Origin of the sequence: Neobacillus sp. 204 (genome assembly GCF_046562815.1) — a bacterium.
Taxonomy (GTDB): domain Bacteria; phylum Bacillota; class Bacilli; order Bacillales; family Cytobacillaceae; genus Neobacillus.
This window is the reverse complement of sequence record NZ_JBJORY010000007.1, coordinates 193,242-210,205: the sequence shown is the minus strand read 5'-3', so window position 1 is coordinate 210,205 and position 16,964 is coordinate 193,242. Positions and strand designations below refer to the sequence as shown.

The following is a 16,964-nucleotide window of genomic DNA, read 5'->3' as shown; positions in this document are numbered from 1 at the left end:
AAGTTTTTCGACAAAAACGACCGTTTACCACTGCATTTGTTAGTCCCAAAAAAGCAGTTAGGTCCCCTTATTTAATCGATTCTACTAATAAGTCGACAATATGAACAGCCCTCATTGTCAAGGATAATCCTTCCCGTTCAATCCCAAGCTGCATCTGTAATAGACACCCCGGATTTGCGGTGACAATGGTGGTCGCGTGTGTAGCTTTGGCCTGAACCATTTTTGCATCAAGCATTACCATCGACATCTTCGATTCGACAATATTATAAATCCCGGCAGAACCGCAGCACCGGTCGGCATCTTTCATTTCTTTATATTCTGCTCCTTGGATCGCTTGAAGAAGTTTTCTAGGAGCGGAGGCCGTCTTCATGCCATTTCTTAGGTGGCAAGAATCCTGGTAGGTAATTACCTGGGCAGGAAGTTCTAATCTGACCTTTTTATGAAAATCGACGGCTACTAATATTTCGGAAATATCCTTTATCTTTTTCTTAAAGTCTCTGGCGCGGTCTTTCCAATCAGGATCATCTTTCAATAAATGATCATAATCGACTAAGAAGGCGCCGCAACCGCCGGCGTTGGTGATGATAAAATCCACCTGAAGGTCTTCAAAGGCCCTGATATTCCGTTTGGCCAGGTCTTTTGCTGATTCTTTTTCACCACTATGACCATGGAGTGCTCCGCAGCATGCTTGGTTTTCTGGAATCACGACCTCACAGCCGGCTTTTTGCAGCAGTCTCATGGTGGAGTCGTTTGACTTCAGGAACATAGTATCCATTAAACAGCCGCTGAAAAAAGCAACCCTGTGTACCCTCTCAGCGATGGCAGGCAAATAAGTAGGGCGATTTTTCATCTCCTTCATCGTTGGCACGTCCGGCAATACTTTTTCCATGGCTGCTAATTGGTCGGGTAACAGTCCTAAAAAGCCGGTTTTTCGTGCCATTGTTTGAATTCCTGAGCGTTGATAAAAACCGATTAAGCCGACTAACCCACGCATACGATTCTGGTGAGGGAACAGCTCTTGAAAAACAGCTTTCCTGACAACCTGAGCGGTCAGGGAGTGTTTTTTGTTTTGATGGATAATATCTCTAGCCTCTTCGAGTAAATGGCCATAATTCACGCCGGAAGGACAGACGGGTTCACAGGCACGGCAGCCAAGACAGAGTTCAAGTGAGCGCTCAAAATCTTCATCGGGCTCAATCAGCCCATCCACAACGGCCTTCATCAGGGCGATGCGGCCTCTTGGAGAATGGGATTCTTTGTAGCCTGATTCAATATAGGTCGGACAGGTTGGCAGGCAAAATCCGCAGCGCATACAGTTTAGCAGTTCATCTTCATTCATCCGCGCTTTAAATTGTTCTTGAATCGTTTGTTTTTCTTTCACAGTTGTCATTTCGTAATCACCACGCGTTTCTTGCTGTCTTTGGCAAAAACCTTTCCAGGATTCATAATATTATTGGGGTCAAATGCGCTTTTAATCGCTTTCATCGCCGCAATTCCTTCTTCTTTCAGCTTCCATTCAAGGTAAGGGGCTTTCATCGCGCCGACACCATGTTCCCCGGTAATCGTTCCGCCCAAAGCAATGGCTTTTTCAAAAATTTCTTCAAAGGCTTGTTCGACCCGTTCCATTTCTTCATGATTTCTTGCATCCGTCGCACAGGTTGGGTGGAGGTTTCCATCACCAGCGTGGCCAAACGTACAAATCGTCAGCTCGTATTTCTCGGTAATCTCGTTGATCGCCTGCACCATATTGGCAATCTCTGACCTTGGAACGGTCGCGTCCTCAAGTATCGTCGTCGGTGCCAACCGTGCAATCGCAGAAAGGGCCGCCCGTCGTGCCGTTCTTAGTGCATCGGCTTCTTCCTCCGAAGCGGCCACTTGGATCGAAACCGCCTTTTCCTGCCTACACACTTCAGCCATTTTTAGTAAATCACGCTCGACTATTTCGGGCGGGCCGTCCTGCTCGATTAAAAGAACTGCCTTGACATCGGTTGGCAATCCGATTTGGGCAAATTCCTCGACTACCTTCAAGGTTGGCTGGTCAAGAAACTCAAGTGTAGTCGGAATGATTTTATTAGCAATTATTTTTGAAACTGAGTTTGCGGCAGCGGAAAGATCTTGGTAAAGGGCAAGCATCGTTTGTTTGGTCTCTGGCATCGGAATCAATTTGAGTGTGGCCTCGGTAATGACAGCGAGTGTCCCTTCCGAGCCGACAAACAGACGGGTTAAGTCATACCCAGCGACATCCTTTGCGAGCTTTCCACCGGTCCTGATGATGTCACCATTTGGCAGAACCACTTCAAGAGCGATAACATAATCGCGTGTGACCCCGTATTTTAGTCCGCGCAACCCACCGGAGTTTTCATTAATATTTCCGCCGATTGTTGAGATTTTCATCGAGCTTGGATCTGGTGGATAGAACAGCCCTTTTTCTTCAACCTTATTAATCAGATCAAGAGTAATGACACCAGGCTGAACGGTGATAGTTAAATTTTCCTCGTCAATTTCGAGGATTTGGTTCATATGTTTAAAAAGCAGGACAATTCCGCCCTCGGTTGGGCATGTCCCCGCACAAAGGTTTGTTCCGGAACCGCGCGGAACAATCGGTATCTTATATTCATTACAAACCTTCAGGATTTGTGAGACTTCTGCTGAATTCCTCGGGCTCATGACCGCATCCGGCATCGACTGAAAGTTAGGTGTGGCATCATAGGAGTAAACTAAGCGTTCTACTTGGGAATCATCGAAATTATCTTTGGTTACAATGGAAATCAGTTTTTCTTTTACTTCATTCGAAAGCATATGGTTTCCCCGTTTCATTGTTTTGTCTATTTTAATGCTACTTACAATATATCAGCGGAATGTGCAGTTTTATCAGCGAATTTTCAAATATATCAGCGAAACTGACCACTTTATCAGCGGATTTTCAAATATATCAGCGAAACTAAAATAAAAGGTGTCAAGCACCATCTATTTTGAAATTAAATTTCAATAATATTATAATAAAAATAAAATAAAATTACAAAGGGGAATTAACTGGTGAAATATCAACTATTAGCAACGGACTTAGATGGCACGTTATTAAACGGTCAAAAAGAGATTGATGTGGGGACAATCGCAGCGATTCATGAGTACCGCAAAAGAGGCGGAAGGGTCGTTATTTGCAGCGGGCGTTCCCCGCTTTCGACCAAATGGATTGCCCATACGATTGGACTTCAGAACGAGCCGATCATTGCTTACAATGGGGCGGTCCTAATAGATGAGAAGGGAGAGATCAGCGAGCAATCAGTTTTTCAGTCTGATCCGCTGCTGAGTTTTTGGGAACTATGTGAGGCAGAGGGCATATATGCCCATTTTTACGAAGGGGATACGCTCCTGGTCCCAAGGGTGAATAAATGGAACGAGGACTGGATTGAGAATAACATCCCCGCCCTTGAAAAAACAGGGGCAGAACGACAAAATTGTCAAAGTTTTCGTGAAAAGTGCCAGGTGAAAGTGGTGGGGGACTTTTACCGATACATAAAGGAAAAGGTGCCGAACATTACCAAAATTGCTGTATTTGATGACGAAAACAAGCTTGCTGATTTTACCCAGCGATTAAAGGAACAGGTAGTCGATATGGAAATAAGCAGCAGTTTTAATTTTGTTAATTTAGAAATCACCCCCGGTGGTGTGACAAAGGCGTCTGCCCTTGTCAAGCTTACCGAGCAGCTGGAGATTCCCCTCTCACAAACAGCGGCCATTGGCGATAATTTTAATGACGCCCTGATGCTCTCGATGGCTGGCCTGGGAATTGCGATGGGGAACGCGCCCGAAGAGGTGAGACAATTAGCGGACCAGGTGACGGGAAATAATAACGAAGCAGGCGTTGCTCAGGCGATCCACCGCTATTTGCTTGATGTATAGTGAATTATAAAATATTTAAGGGCGCTTCCGCCTTTTTTGCAATAATTTTTTAAAATAATATTTCAACATTTAAATAAAAATATTGAAATCTAATTTCATAACGAATATAATCAATGTACGGGTAACCGTTTTCACCTCAGAAAAGACTTACAGGAGGATAACGATAATGGCAGAGAATCTTGAATTATTAACGACAGAATCGCGAAATGAACAGTCCATGCAGATAGATACAGCAAATCCGATTGATATATTACGAATCATGAATGAGCAAGATCAACTGGTCGCACTAGCAGTAAAGGAAGTTTTACCAGATATTAAGACCGCCGTTCAATTTGTGTTTGAATCCTTTAAAAACGGCGGACGCCTAATCTATTTAGGTGCTGGCACCAGCGGGAGATTAGGGGTACTGGATGCCGTCGAATGTCCGCCTACCTTTAGTACGGACCCTGAAATGGTCCAAGGGATTATCGCAGGAGGAGAACGCGCCTTTCTGAAAGCCGTCGAAGGAGCAGAGGATCAGCCGGATCTTGGTGTTAGTGATTTAAAAGAATTGGGTCTGACAAAACATGATACCGTGATTGGGATTGCAGCCAGCGGCCGGACACCGTATGTGATTGGTGCGCTTCGCTATGCAAGAAGCATTGGAGCGAAAACCGTTGCCCTTTCCTGCAATAAAAATGCAGCGATTAGTCAGGAAGCAGACCAAAGCATCGAAGTAATTGTCGGTCCAGAGGTGCTGACAGGTTCAACACGTTTGAAAGCAGGAACCGCTCATAAAATGATTTTGAACATGATTTCAACTTCTTCGATGATTCTTTTAGGAAAAGCCTATGAGAATTTAATGGTTGATGTTCATGTGAGCAACCAAAAGTTGAAAGAGCGCGCGATCGGCATCATCCGTAAAATCACCGGGGTTTCCTATCAACAGGCTTTGGAGACATTAGAGGCATCAGATCTCCAAGTCAAAACAGCGATCGTCATGATTCAAACGAATACGAATAAACAAGAAGCAGAACAATTATTAGCAGAAGCAAATGGTTATGTAAAAAAAGCAATTCAAAACGTAGCAGAGTAAATTTTTATAAAGGTGGTCCTTGGTGTGGCAGCAGGCGGTTTAAAAATGATTCAAAATATGCTGGAACAGCTTCCAGCTTCCGAGCGGAAAATTGCTGAATATATTCTTGAAAGTCCTCAAGCGATTTTAAACTGTACCGTCCATGACATCGGATTGCAGGCCGGTACAAGTGGTGCGGCTGTGATTCGGCTGTGTAAGTCATTAGGTTTAAATGGGTTTCAAGATTTGAAGGTAAGGATTGCGGGGGATCTTGTAAAACCAGTTGAACAAGGGTACCGTGACATCGAGCCTGGTGAGTCCTTTTTCTCTATCGCTCAGAAGACCACCAGCAATAGTATACAAAGCATCCGCGACTCAGAAGAGATGATCAATTATGATGAATTGGAACGTGCTGTTCACACCTTGTCGGCTGCTAAAAATGTTCACTTTTTTGGAATTGGTGCTTCCAGCATCATCGCTAGGGACGCGCAGCAAAAGCTCCTTAGGGTCCATAAAAATGCAACCGCTTTTACGGATACACACCTTGTTGCTACCTTAATTGCCAATGCAAACAAGGATGATCTGGTGTTTGGCATCTCCCACTCAGGAGAAACACCTGAGGTCATTAAAGTCATGTCGCTCGCAAAAGAGCGCGGTGTGAAAACGATTAGTTTAACGAAGTACGGGCAATCATCGGTGTCTGCCCTGGCGGATATTAAGTTGTTTACCGCTTATTCAGGAGAGGCTCCGTTTCGGAGTGCAGCTACTTCCTCACGCCTTGCGCAGCTATATATCATGGATATCTTGTTTTTATCGATGGCAACCGTCCAATATGAGGATACGATTCATTCCATTGATAAAACAAGAGAAGCAATCCGGTTTATTAAAGAAGGGAAATAGTCTTTTCGGGAGGTGATGTGAACACTTTTCCATCTGCTGACTTTGGGAAATAAGTTCACTTTTTTTAAAAAAATATAACAACAGAGAGAAGGGGAATTAGTATGGCTGGAGAGAATGAAATTTTAGCAGAAAAGATTCTTGAACAATTAGGCGGCCCAGCGAATATTGACAATTACACCCATTGTATGACAAGACTTCGTGTAACACCAAAGGATGACTCGCTTGTCAACCAAGCTGCTATTAAGAAAATAGACGGAGTTATGGGAGTAGTAGAAGAAGAAACCCTCCAAATTATCCTCGGCCCTGGAAAAGTAAATCGGGTGACAGAAGAGTTTGGTAAATTAATAGAGGCTGCTGGCGGGATCGATTTAAAAGAAAAGGCAGCCAGCAAAAAGGCTGAAATCAACAAAAAGAATGCCACACCATTTAAGCTGTTTTTACGAAAGATTTCTAGTATTTTCATTCCGTTAATCCCAGCACTTGTAGCTTCCGGATTAATTACTGGGATCACTAAAGCGATCGTCCAAGCGGGATGGTTAGCCGCGGATTCTCAACTTGCGACGATCTTGTCCGTGATTGGAAGCGGATTATTTGGATACCTTGGCATTTTAGTGGGTACCAATGCAGCGAAAGAATTCGGTGGCTCCCCAGCACTTGGAGCGATTGCCGGTATTTTAATCATTAACCCAGCTGTTGAAGGGATTAAATTGTTTGATACCGCCTTACTTCCTGGACGCGGCGGCTTAATAGGGGTTCTCTTTGCCGCTATCTTTATTGCTCTTGTCGAAAAACGAGTACGACGTTATGTTCCACAATCACTTGACCTGTTTATCACGCCAACGGTTGCTTTATTGCTTACTGGTATTGTAACTTATCTTGTTTTTATGCCGCTTGGTGGTTTTGTTTCAGATGCAATTACAAAAGGATTAACTTCACTACTTGATGTTGGTGGTGTTGTGGCTGGCTTTGTCCTTGGGGCAACCTTCCTGCCGCTCGTTGTCACAGGTTTACATCAAGGATTAACACCAATTCATTTGGAATTAATTAATACGCTTGGAAATGACCCGCTTCTTCCAATCTTGGCTATGGGTGGTGCAGCACAAGTTGGAGCCGCGTTCGCCATTTACGCTAAGACGAAGAAAAAACGCTTAAAAAGAGCGATTGGCGGGGGTCTGCCTGCAGGAATTCTTGGTATTGGCGAACCACTTATCTTCGGTGTGACGCTGCCATTAGGACGTCCATTCTTAACTGCCTGTTTAGGTGCAGGGGTCGGCGGTGCGTTCCAGGCTGTCTTCCATGTTGCAACCATCGCGGTTGGGGTATCTGGTTTACCGCTTGCCTTCCTAGTCGTATCTGGGCAAGTCCTTCTTTATCTGCTTGGTGTGTTAATTTCTTATGGTGCAGGTTTCTTATTCACTTATTTATTCGGCTTCAATGATGATATGGCCGGTGAATTTGATTGATTGGTATTTCCTTCTATTTAAATGACCCTTTAGCAGAAGAGCGGATTGAGCTTGCTGGGAAAATGGGTGTGAAGCGAGCGTTTACGTCGCTTCACATCCCTGAAGAGTCAGGAGATTTAGCGGGCCGCGCCAAAAAACTTCTACAAGCAGCAAAGGAAGCTGGTATTGAGGTTTATGCAGATGTATCGGCAAGAACACCCGCCCATTTGGGATTGGAAAGTTTATTTTCGTTAAAATCCTTAGGGGTAAGTGGAGTGCGGCTGGATGACTTTTTTGCGAATGAAACGATTTTGAATCTGTCTAAGGAATTCAAACTTGCCCTTAATGCCAGCATTATGTTTAAAGAAGATGTCCGTGCGCTTCTTGAAGGCGGGTTAGAGCATAGTCAATTGCTGGCGTGGCATAATTTCTACCCTAGGCGCGAAACCGGATTAGCTGAATCGTTTTTTCAATCTCAAAATGAGCTCTTTAGACGGTATGGTATTCCTATAAGTGCGTATATTCCAGGAGATGGTGAAAAACGCGGCCCATTGTTTGAAGGGCTGCCTACCTTGGAAGCACATCGTGAAATTGATCCGTATCAGGCGGCGCTGGAGTTGATCCGTGTGGGTGTCGATGATGTATATATCGGCGATCCGGAGGTAAGTGAGGAGCTTCTTAGTAGATTAATGGAATTGGACTGTTTTGGTCGGGTTTCGCTCCGAGTGGAAGGGTTTCAAGAAGGGGAGTTCCAGCTTCGCCCTGATTTTTCCCGTGACGTTCTCCGGTTGGTGGATACACGAAGTTCTGGGTCGGTTGTTGCTGAGAATACGGTTGCACGGCCAATCGGATCGATCACGATTGATAATGACCGCTATGGCCGCTATCGCGGAGAGGTACAAATCACACTTCATGACCTTCCAGCTGATGAGCGAGTCAATGTAGCCGGAAGGATCGTTGAGGCAGATTTGCCGCTGCTTTCCTTACTGCAGCCCGGTCAGACCGTCAAACTGGTTCACGTTTGATATAAAAGAGTACCTTAATCGAATCATACAAAAACCAAGGGAATTTTCCCTTGGTTTTTTCTGTATGATTGGCTCTTATTGGCCGTTAATTCTTTACACAGTGGCAAAATTAACAATAATCTTTAACAGAGCCTTTATTAAAGGCTCTTTTCGTAAACTTTGTTGCTTTTGGAGCTATAAATAAGAGTCATTTACTAAGTTTCCAGGCAATTTTCGCATATGTTCTTACGAAAAGATGCCACGAAGCATCTAGTTAAACGGGTTGATAAACTTATACGAAAAACAACAATCAATGCGAAAATAGCCTTATTAAAAGGAAAAAGTATTTCTAGTGTCGAAATATCTAAAGAGAAAATAATTAAAGCTGGAGGGAACAAGGATGGCAGGAAGCAATGGAGTAACGTCAGAGGATTTATATCGATTAAAGTCAGTGGTGAACCCACAGTTTTCTCCTGATGGACAGTCGTTTGTTTATGTACAGACCACGATTGATCAAGAGAATGACGAATATCAATCACAGCTCTTTTTTCAAACGCTTGAAAAAGGTGCCGAGTCTGTCCAGTGGACGTTTGGAAAAGGAAAAAATCATACACCGTGCTGGTCACCTGATGGGACTAAGCTTGCTTTTGTCTCAAATCGGAGTGGTAAGAATCAAATTTATGTGCTGAATATAAACGGAGGCGAGGCGCAGCAAGTGACCTTTCTACCAAGTGGAGCAAGCAATCCTCTCTGGTCTCCGGATGGATTGACACTGGCTTTTAACACTTCCTTAAAATCCACTAAAACGGTTTTCGATCTAGAGGAGAAGAAACAAGAGAGACCCGTGCCATTGGAAGTGACGAAAATGAGATACAAATCGGATGGCGAAGGATTTTGGCAGGGGCAATTCAAACAAGTCGCTGTGGTGAATGTTGGGACTGGTGAGTTAACACAACTGACCACTGGCACATATGATGTGAGCTTATATTGCTGGTCACCTGATGGGAAATTCCTTGCTGTAGGGGCAGATGTAACCGAGGTGGCTGATTTATCGTTTAAGAATGATATTTATCTATTAAATGTAGAAACTAAGGAATTCTCTCCTGTAACTAATGGAACGGGCTATTTTGGAAACGTGTCTTGGTCGCCCGACGGGAAATACCTTGCGATAATTGGGCATGAGCGAGAATATCAAAATGCCACACTCTCAAAAATTTGGCTTTATCAAACTGATACAGGTACATTCACTTGTTTCACACCTGACTGGGATGTTCCTGTTGGTGATTATATGGTCGGTGACTTCCAGCAAGGAGCGTCCTCACTGGGATTAATTTGGGCAGGAAACAGCCAAGGTTTCTATTTTATTGCCTCAGAGCAGGGAAGTACGAATATTTACTTTGGTGACCTGAAAGACGGAGTGAAGCCGGTTCTTGTCGGCGATCAGCATGTTTATGGCTTGTCTGTTGATTCAAAGTCGGAACAAGCGATTGTAGCAATTAGTACCCCGACAGAGATTGGTGATTTGTACTTGTTATCCTTAAATGGTGAGGGTCAGCTTGAGAAACTGACCGCTGTGAACGATATCCAGAATGTGGATCTATCTAAGCCGGAACCAATTGAATTTGAAGGAGCAAATGGCAGGAAGATTCATGGCTGGCTCTTGAAGCCAGTTGGTTTTGAACTGGGGAAAAGATATCCTTTACTACTTGAGATTCATGGCGGTCCGCATGCGATGTATGGGAATACGTACATGAATGAGTTTCAAATTTTGGCGGCGGAAGGGTACGCGGTGTTGTACGTGAATCCACGCGGCAGTCACGGATATGGGCAGGATTTTGTTAATGCTGTTCGCAGTGATTACGGTGGGGGCGATTATCAGGATTTAATGCTCGCTGTGGATTATGTGTTAGCAGAGTTTGATTTTATTGATGAAACCCGTCTGGGGGTAACTGGCGGGAGTTACGGCGGTTTCATGACGAATTGGATTGTCGGGCATACCAATCGCTTTAAAGCAGCGGTAACGCAGCGTTCAATTTCGAACTGGATTAGTTTTTATGGGGTCAGTGATATAGGCTATTATTTCACGGAATGGCAGATTGATGGCGATTTCCGGGATGTGCAGAAGCTGTGGAAACATTCCCCGCTTGCATATATAGATAACGTAGAGACACCCTTACTAATCCTTCATAGTGAAAAAGATTACCGTTGCCCGATCGAGCAGGCGGAACAATTGTATATTTCTTTAAAGAGATTGGGGAAAGAAACAAAATTTGTCCGTTTTCCTGAGGAAAACCATGAGTTATCCAGAAGCGGAAAGCCAAGCTTGCGCAAAAGCCGGTTAGATTACATTGTGGAGTGGTTCCGAACGGAAATTCCATCATCCTGAAACATTTGAAGCAATTAAGGCAGGAGTTTTTCAAATTTGGGGCCTGACCCGTACGTTTATAGGGCGAAAGAAGGGCAGAGAGCTGATGTCTCTCTGCCTTTCGCTTTTTGCATAAATATTATTTTTTGATATGCTAAAATAAAGGGTTAAAAAGAGATCGTGCAAATTGGAAAGTCTGAAATCAATAAAGTGAGGTTTATGAATGATTTTTACCTATGCTATTACACAAGATAACCAGTTGATAAAAGATGTAAAGATGGAGGAACTAAGGTCAGAACGATTCAAATTTTATTGGGTGGATTTTGAGGAACCAACTAATGAGGAAACAAAGTTGTTAAGAGAATTTTTTCATTTTCATCCCTTGGCGATTGAGGATTGTCTGCATTTTATCCAGCGCCCCAATATGAATTATTATGATGGCGTACTTTTCTTTGTTTTACATTCATTAAGTAAAACAATAAGGTGCGAGGAAATAGATATTTTTGTAGGTGAAAACTATGTCGTTACTTTTCATAAGGAGAAGGATGAGGCGATAGACATAGCTAAGCAAAAATTATTTGCTAGTAAAGAAATGGAAAAGGTTGGACCGTTATATGTTCTTCATAGCATAATTGATGAATTAGTGGATTGCTATTTTCCAATCCTGCATCAAATTGAGGATAAGTTAAATGAATATGAAGAGAAGGAAGCAAGTAGCAAAAAAATCATCGATGAGGTTTATGAGATTCGCAGAGATTTGATTCGTTTGCGGAAAACGATCATTCCGATGAGAGATTTGTTATACCGAATGATAAACTCTAAGCGGATTCAGGACACAAAGCAAATTCACCATTATTTTTCCGATATTTATGATCACTTGATGAAGTTAACGGACATGGTTGCTTCTAATCAAGAAGTTACTTCTGATATGAGGGAAAATTACATGTCTATTCAATCCAATCGAATGAACTCTATTATGATGACACTTACCGTCATAACCACCATATTTATGCCACTTACATTTATTGTGGGAGTGTACGGAATGAATTTTGATCATATGCCAGAGTTACATTGGAAATACGGTTATTTTATCACTCTAGGGATTATGGTGATCATTGTAATGGTAATGATTTTTTGGTTTTTCAAAAAAGGCTGGTTATTTAAAAAGTAACGATCAAAAAAGATGCAAAAAGGACATACTGCGCAGGTGAAAGGTGTTACATTTCCGTAAAGATTGTTGATAATTGAATTTTTTCACTAGTATTGGGGATTAATAGCGAAAATCGTAATTATTTCCTCGACAATAATTTTACATAAATGTTAGCGAGTCTCGATTTTTGCTGAAAATTGATCAGTATTATATTAAGAAAACAAAAAAACGTAAAGAACATGAGACCTTTACGTTTTTTTGTTTTTAGCAGAAGGTGGTAACTAGAAGAGCATGTTTATAAAAATTAAGGTTATTTGGTTTTGTATCTGTAATCGTTACATTTCTTTTATACTTGATACGGTATTTCCTTCAACTAATTGGAAATCTATCATATTTTGTATAGGTACAATTTCTCCATGAATTTGTTTGAGCAGTAATTCTACTGCCTTTATTCCAATTAATTCTTCATCTTGTTGAATATGAGTGAAAGTCAAATCATTATGCAGGGTTCGTGAATGGTCGAAACAAGCTACGGCATAATCATTTGGAATCGATTTTCCAAGCGATTTAAGTACTTGCGCTAGTACACATGCTATTTCATACTCACCAGCAATAAATGCGGTTATATCTGAATTTTCCTCGATGAATTTCCGTAATTTTGTTTGATCTTTAACAAACTCATCTGATTGACTAAACGTCGGCAAGGTACTGAACATATCTGTTATTAAATAATTTGGATTAACCCCAATTCCCTTTTGCGAATAAGCAGTCATAAATCCTTGAATTCTCTCTTCGATTGATGAGGTAGATTCTTCTGGAGGGGAAACAAACGCAATATGCTTATGTCCCTGAGTAAATAGAAATTCAGTTAAGTTTTGAGCGGCTGTCTTATTGTCTGTATAAACGGCACAAGCGGGTATTCCTTTTAAATACCTGTCTATTAAGACAAGGGGGAATCCCTCAAGTACCAATCGCAATAAGCTTGCGGTGTAATGCTGCCCATTAACTGGATAAATAATTATCCCTTTCACTTGATGCTGGATCAATGTATTTATGGCTTCTTCTTCTTCTTCTTGGCTCCCATATGTCAACTTAACCAATAGGTTAAAATTCAAATCCGAGCAGCGTTTCTCAATATTTCTCAGCATTGTCCTGCCAAAACAATCCGTAAAGAATTCTGGGATGATCACCCCTATTAACCCATTCACGGGTTGACTTTGACGATGATTTTGTTCGTCATCATTTTTTTGAACGAGTGTTCCGAAATCAGGAAGTGTGTTCGATACATAGGAACCTTTCCCTCGAATGCGTTCTATTGCTCCAATTTGAACTAATTTATCAAGCGCTTTTTTTGAAGTAATTCTACTGACTTGATACTGGTCCGCCAATTCTTTCTCAGTGGGAACCTGATCCCTTGGTTGTAATTGACCAGTCTCAATCTGCTTTAATAAATTAAGATAAATTTTTTCATATAATGGAATTTCCATCTATATATCCTCATCCTTAATGGTTGTCATAATGATATATTGAATATACTATATATTACAACTGTTCACAATACATTTTTACGGAGAATGCATCCTATCTATATCAATAAGGAAAAATAATTGATATATTTTAAGATTAATAATGTTTAAGGTCTAAAAGATAATAATCGAAATCCGGGATGATATGACTAGAATGTAGTACTTTTATATCATTTATTAATTGAATATAAAAAATATTCAATTAATATATTGACGTATGGTAAATATATCAATTATGCTATCAACATACCAAATTGGCAAATTAAGGAGGCGATGGAGTTAAAAGAATCGAAGCAGTGGTATCATCTTTTTTTTATTCAGTTTTTGTAAACGTTTTCTTTTGCTCGATAAAATTAAATGGAGAATGGGTGAGAGTTTTATGAAAATGAAAATGTATAAGAGAATTGCTGCTGTTTCCATTATTGCCGGCAGCGTTTTGTTGAGTGCAGCATGTTCGAATCAAAGCGCTTCGACAAACGGCAGTAATAAAGAAGTCATTAAAATTACATACCGATCTGGTGGAGGAACGAACAAAGGGTTTACAGATTGGCTTAATAAAGAAATTATTCCGGAATATGAAAAGAACAACCCAAAAATAGACGTTCAGCTGGCGCCACTAAATGTCTCAGAAGGGGATTATTTTGCAAAAATTGCCTTAATGCTGAAATCCAAAAATACAGCGCCTGATATCGTGACAGAGGATACCTTTATGGTGAATTCAGATGCGAGCGCCGGTTATTTAACACCGCTTGATGATAAAATCGAGGGCTGGAGTGATTGGAGTAACTATACCGAAAATGTCAAGAAGGGTGTTATTGCTCAGGACGGAAAGATTTATGGGGTGCCATTTAACACTGACTCCAGGGGACTTTGGTACAACAAGGATCTATTCACGAAAGCGGGACTTCCTGTTCCTTGGGAGCCTAAGTCATGGGATGAAATCCTACAGGCCGCTCGAACTATAAAAGAAAAGCTGCCTGATGTGACACCGTTTTGGATGAACTCCGGCAAAGCAACAGGGGAAGCAACATCGATGCAAACATTTGAAATGTTGCTTTATGGTACGAAAACTCCTCTTTATGATAACGATTCGAAGAAATGGATTGTGAAAAGCCAAGGACTTACGGATACCTTTAAATTTATAGATACGATTTATAAGGAGAAGCTTGGTCCAAATCTTTCTCAAGTTTTAAATGGACAGGCAGGTGCCGTGGCTTATCAGCAATTAATGCCTAAAGGAAAGCTTGCCATCGGACTAGACGGAATCTGGCAGACAGGTACTTGGGGTGAGACTGGTGCAGTACCTTGGCCTGAAGCCTTTACGACGTTAGGATTTGCAGCGATGCCGACCCAAAATGGGGAAGCTCCTGGAACCATAACAATGTCAGGCGGATGGGCGCTTTCCATTCCAAACCATTCACAGCATAAAGATAAGGCTTGGGAATTTATTGAATTTGCCTCAAGCAAAGAACACACTCTGTCACTTCTAACAAAAGAAAGAAATTTGACAACTCGTGATGATGTTGCAAAAGAGCAGTCGTATCAGGAAATTCCGATGTTTAAGGAAGCCACTGAATTTTTGAAATTTGCTCAATTCCGTCCTGCAGTGGATAAATATCCAACTGTATCAACACAAATTCAATCACTTGTCGAGGACGTCGTAACAGAAAAACTAACTCCAGAGCAGGCAGCAAAGAAATATCAGACCAATGTTACAAAAATTGTCGGACAAGATAATGTGATTGAGAAATAATAATTCACTAAAAGTAAAATAAAGGTTACCTTTTTGTTCTTTATAAAAGGTAACCTTTGTTTTAAATATAATCGACCGGGGTGTGAAATGAGTACAAATACGGTTGTATCAACAACAGTCAACATAAAGGAGAAAACAAGAAAGGATCATACACTGCTGAAATCGGTTCTCTTTTTATTGCCTGCTTGGATCCTATTGCTTGTCTTTTTTGTCGGACCTATCTTACTAACTTTTTATTTTGCTTTTACGAATCTTTCTTTAACGGGAACAGAGGCAAAGAGTGTTCAGTTTATAGGATTTCAGAATTTTTTATCCATGTTTCAAGACCCTGATTTCCGAATCAGTGTTGTAAAAACCATCGTATTCTTGCTTTTTTCTGCCGTCATTGGCCAGCAGGTTTTAGGGTTTATTTTGGCTGTCCTAATGAAGGAGAAAAACAAAATGTTTCGCCGGATCATAGGCATTATTGTCCTTGCCGGCTGGGTAACGCCTGAAATTGTGGTGGCTTTTTGTTGGGTGGCATTCTTAAGTGATAATGGAACCTTAAATATGATTTTACAGCATATTGGATTAAAGCCAGTCACATGGTTATACACTTTTCCAATGGTAAGTGTGGTCGTTGCGAATATTTGGCACGGAACCGCCTTTTCGATGCTCGTTTTCCAAGCAGCCTTGGATGATGTTCCGAAGAGTGTGGAAGAGGCAGCGATGATGGATGGAGCTTCTCGCTTTCAAGTCATGTGCCGCATTGTACTGCCAATGGTTAAAGGGTCTATCGTTACCAATATGATTCTGGTAACCCTGCAAACATTAGGTGTGTTTACCTTAATTTTTTCCATGACAGGCGGAGGGCCTGGAACATCAACACAAACTCTTCCTATTTTTATGTACAATCAGGCATTTGTCAATTACCAACTTGGCTATGGAACGGCGATTTCACTAATCCTGCTCATCATCGGTATTGGTGCAAGCTTGATTTATATCCGCTCCATGAAGGTCAATATTTAAGGGAGGAGTTACCGTGAATCGTTATAAAGCTGAAAAAGTTGTTCCATACGTTATTTTAACAGTACTTGGAATCCTGTTTCTTTTACCGCTATTGTGGGTGTTGTTTGCATCGTTCGATCCGCATGCCCAGCAAGCATTAAAAATGCCCAGTTCCCTTACAGTAAACAACTTTACTTCTATCTTGGCTGATCCTGCCAATCTTCGTTCCTTTGGAATCGGGCTGTTTATTTCATTAGGGCAGGCAGTGCTAGTTGTGGTTGTTGCCGGAATGGCAGCATATCCACTTTCACGTTTTGCCTTGAAATTTAAAAAGCCATTTATGTATTCCATTTTGTTTATGACAGCTTTGCCTATTACAGCCGTAATGGTGCCTGTCTATCAACTGTTTATTTTTATCAATATGCAGGATTCACTCATCGGGACGATTTTGTTTTTGACTGCATCCGGGTTGCCATATGCGATTTGGATGATGAAAAACTTTATGGATTCTGTTCCATTGGAATTGGAAGAATCGGCGTGGATCGATGGTGCATCTGTTTGGGGAGGATTAAGGAAGGTTGTGGCGCCATTGATGATTCCTGGCATTTGCACGGTCGCCATCTTTACTTTTTCCGGAAGTTGGGGGAACTTTTTCGTACCGTACATCCTAATCCAAACCCCGGATAAATTTCCCGCTTCTGTGACGATTTTTCAATTCTTTGGTAATTTTGGAATGATCGAATACGGAAAGCTTGCCGCTTTCTCGATGATTTATACAATGCCTGCTGTCATTTTGTATATGTTTTCACAGCGATTTATGTCCCAAGGCTTCAGCCTCGGTGGAGCATCTAAAGGATAAATACTATTTAGAGGAGCGTTT

Annotated in this window: 13 protein-coding genes; 10 read left to right on the top strand and 3 right to left on the bottom strand. The window is 41.6% G+C overall.

The genetic code is table 11. From position 1 onward, the window contains the following. Positions 1-67: 67 nt before the first annotated feature. Both ACJ004_RS16250 and glcD read right to left on the bottom strand, forming a co-directional pair. Positions 68-1,390 (bottom strand): (Fe-S)-binding protein, encoded by a 1,323-nt coding sequence (locus ACJ004_RS16250; protein WP_410894155.1) that lies wholly within the window; start codon positions 1,388-1,390, stop codon positions 68-70. Further along, on the bottom strand, positions 1,387-2,799 hold the full coding sequence (gene glcD, locus ACJ004_RS16245) for a glycolate oxidase subunit GlcD (RefSeq protein WP_410894154.1): 1,413 nt from the start codon (positions 2,797-2,799) through the stop codon (positions 1,387-1,389). Before glcD ends, ACJ004_RS16250 begins: the two co-directional genes overlap by 4 nt. 237 nt (positions 2,800-3,036) lie before the next feature. Here glcD and ACJ004_RS16240 point away from each other — a divergent pair, with 237 nt between their 5' ends. The 7 genes from ACJ004_RS16240 (at position 3,037) to corA (ending at position 11,839) form a co-directional block, all read left to right on the top strand. Next, positions 3,037-3,903 carry an HAD family hydrolase gene (locus ACJ004_RS16240; protein ID WP_410894152.1) on the top strand — a complete coding sequence of 289 codons (867 nt, stop codon included), beginning with the start codon at positions 3,037-3,039 and terminating at the stop codon, positions 3,901-3,903. 166 nt (positions 3,904-4,069) lie between these two features. Beyond that, positions 4,070-4,978 carry an N-acetylmuramic acid 6-phosphate etherase gene (gene murQ / locus ACJ004_RS16235; protein ID WP_410894151.1) on the top strand — a complete coding sequence of 303 codons (909 nt, stop codon included), beginning with the start codon at positions 4,070-4,072 and terminating at the stop codon, positions 4,976-4,978. A 24-nt stretch (positions 4,979-5,002) separates the two neighbouring features. Beyond that, positions 5,003-5,857, top strand: a complete 855-nt coding sequence (locus ACJ004_RS16230; protein ID WP_410894150.1) for a MurR/RpiR family transcriptional regulator — start codon at positions 5,003-5,005, stop codon at positions 5,855-5,857. A gap of 101 nt (positions 5,858-5,958) precedes the next feature. Next, on the top strand, positions 5,959-7,320 hold the full coding sequence (locus tag ACJ004_RS16225; RefSeq protein ID WP_410894149.1) for a PTS transporter subunit EIIC: 1,362 nt from the start codon (positions 5,959-5,961) through the stop codon (positions 7,318-7,320). Then, positions 7,317-8,324 (top strand): MupG family TIM beta-alpha barrel fold protein, encoded by a 1,008-nt coding sequence (locus tag ACJ004_RS16220; RefSeq protein WP_410894148.1) that lies wholly within the window; start codon positions 7,317-7,319, stop codon positions 8,322-8,324. Before ACJ004_RS16225 ends, ACJ004_RS16220 begins: the two co-directional genes overlap by 4 nt. 379 nt (positions 8,325-8,703) lie before the next feature. Continuing rightward, positions 8,704-10,689 carry a S9 family peptidase gene (locus tag ACJ004_RS16215; RefSeq protein ID WP_410894147.1) on the top strand — a complete coding sequence of 662 codons (1,986 nt, stop codon included), beginning with the start codon at positions 8,704-8,706 and terminating at the stop codon, positions 10,687-10,689. Between the two features lie 202 nt (positions 10,690-10,891). Continuing rightward, on the top strand, positions 10,892-11,839 hold the full coding sequence (gene corA, locus ACJ004_RS16210; RefSeq protein ID WP_410894146.1) for a magnesium/cobalt transporter CorA: 948 nt from the start codon (positions 10,892-10,894) through the stop codon (positions 11,837-11,839). 314 nt (positions 11,840-12,153) lie between these two features. On the opposite strand, the gene ACJ004_RS16205 is transcribed toward corA, so the two are convergent. Beyond that, a complete protein-coding gene (locus ACJ004_RS16205) occupies positions 12,154-13,305 on the bottom strand; it encodes a GntR family transcriptional regulator (protein WP_410894145.1) in 1,152 nt (383 codons plus the stop codon). A 418-nt stretch (positions 13,306-13,723) separates the two neighbouring features. On the opposite strand from ACJ004_RS16205, the gene ACJ004_RS16200 reads away from it, so the two are divergent. From ACJ004_RS16200 to ACJ004_RS16190, 3 genes are all read left to right on the top strand, one after another. Continuing rightward, a complete protein-coding gene (locus ACJ004_RS16200) occupies positions 13,724-15,097 on the top strand; it encodes an extracellular solute-binding protein (protein WP_410894143.1) in 1,374 nt (457 codons plus the stop codon). Between the two features lie 87 nt (positions 15,098-15,184). After that, positions 15,185-16,105 carry a carbohydrate ABC transporter permease gene (locus tag ACJ004_RS16195; protein WP_410894141.1) on the top strand — a complete coding sequence of 307 codons (921 nt, stop codon included), beginning with the start codon at positions 15,185-15,187 and terminating at the stop codon, positions 16,103-16,105. 13 nt (positions 16,106-16,118) lie between these two features. Beyond that, the gene (locus ACJ004_RS16190) at positions 16,119-16,943 is read left to right on the top strand and encodes a carbohydrate ABC transporter permease (RefSeq protein WP_410894139.1); all 825 of its coding nucleotides are present in this window, start codon (positions 16,119-16,121) and stop codon (positions 16,941-16,943) included. The last annotated feature ends 21 nt before the right edge of the window (positions 16,944-16,964 follow it).

Excerpts from the sequence above, each read along its gene's own strand:
- ACJ004_RS16225 (WP_410894149.1), top strand. The coding sequence starts at position 5,959 with ATGGCTGGAGAGAATGAAATTTTAGCAGAAAAGATTCTTGAACAATTA.
- ACJ004_RS16200 (WP_410894143.1), top strand. The coding sequence starts at position 13,724 with ATGAAAATGAAAATGTATAAGAGAATTGCTGCTGTTTCCATTATTGCC.
- ACJ004_RS16205 (WP_410894145.1), bottom strand. The coding sequence starts at position 13,305 with ATGGAAATTCCATTATATGAAAAAATTTATCTTAATTTATTAAAGCAG.
- glcD (WP_410894154.1), bottom strand. The coding sequence starts at position 2,799 with ATGCTTTCGAATGAAGTAAAAGAAAAACTGATTTCCATTGTAACCAAA.
- ACJ004_RS16195 (WP_410894141.1), top strand. The coding sequence starts at position 15,185 with ATGAGTACAAATACGGTTGTATCAACAACAGTCAACATAAAGGAGAAA.
- ACJ004_RS16215 (WP_410894147.1), top strand. The coding sequence starts at position 8,704 with ATGGCAGGAAGCAATGGAGTAACGTCAGAGGATTTATATCGATTAAAG.
- corA (WP_410894146.1), top strand. The coding sequence starts at position 10,892 with ATGATTTTTACCTATGCTATTACACAAGATAACCAGTTGATAAAAGAT.
- ACJ004_RS16250 (WP_410894155.1), bottom strand. The coding sequence starts at position 1,390 with ATGACAACTGTGAAAGAAAAACAAACGATTCAAGAACAATTTAAAGCG.
- murQ (WP_410894151.1), top strand. The coding sequence starts at position 4,070 with ATGGCAGAGAATCTTGAATTATTAACGACAGAATCGCGAAATGAACAG.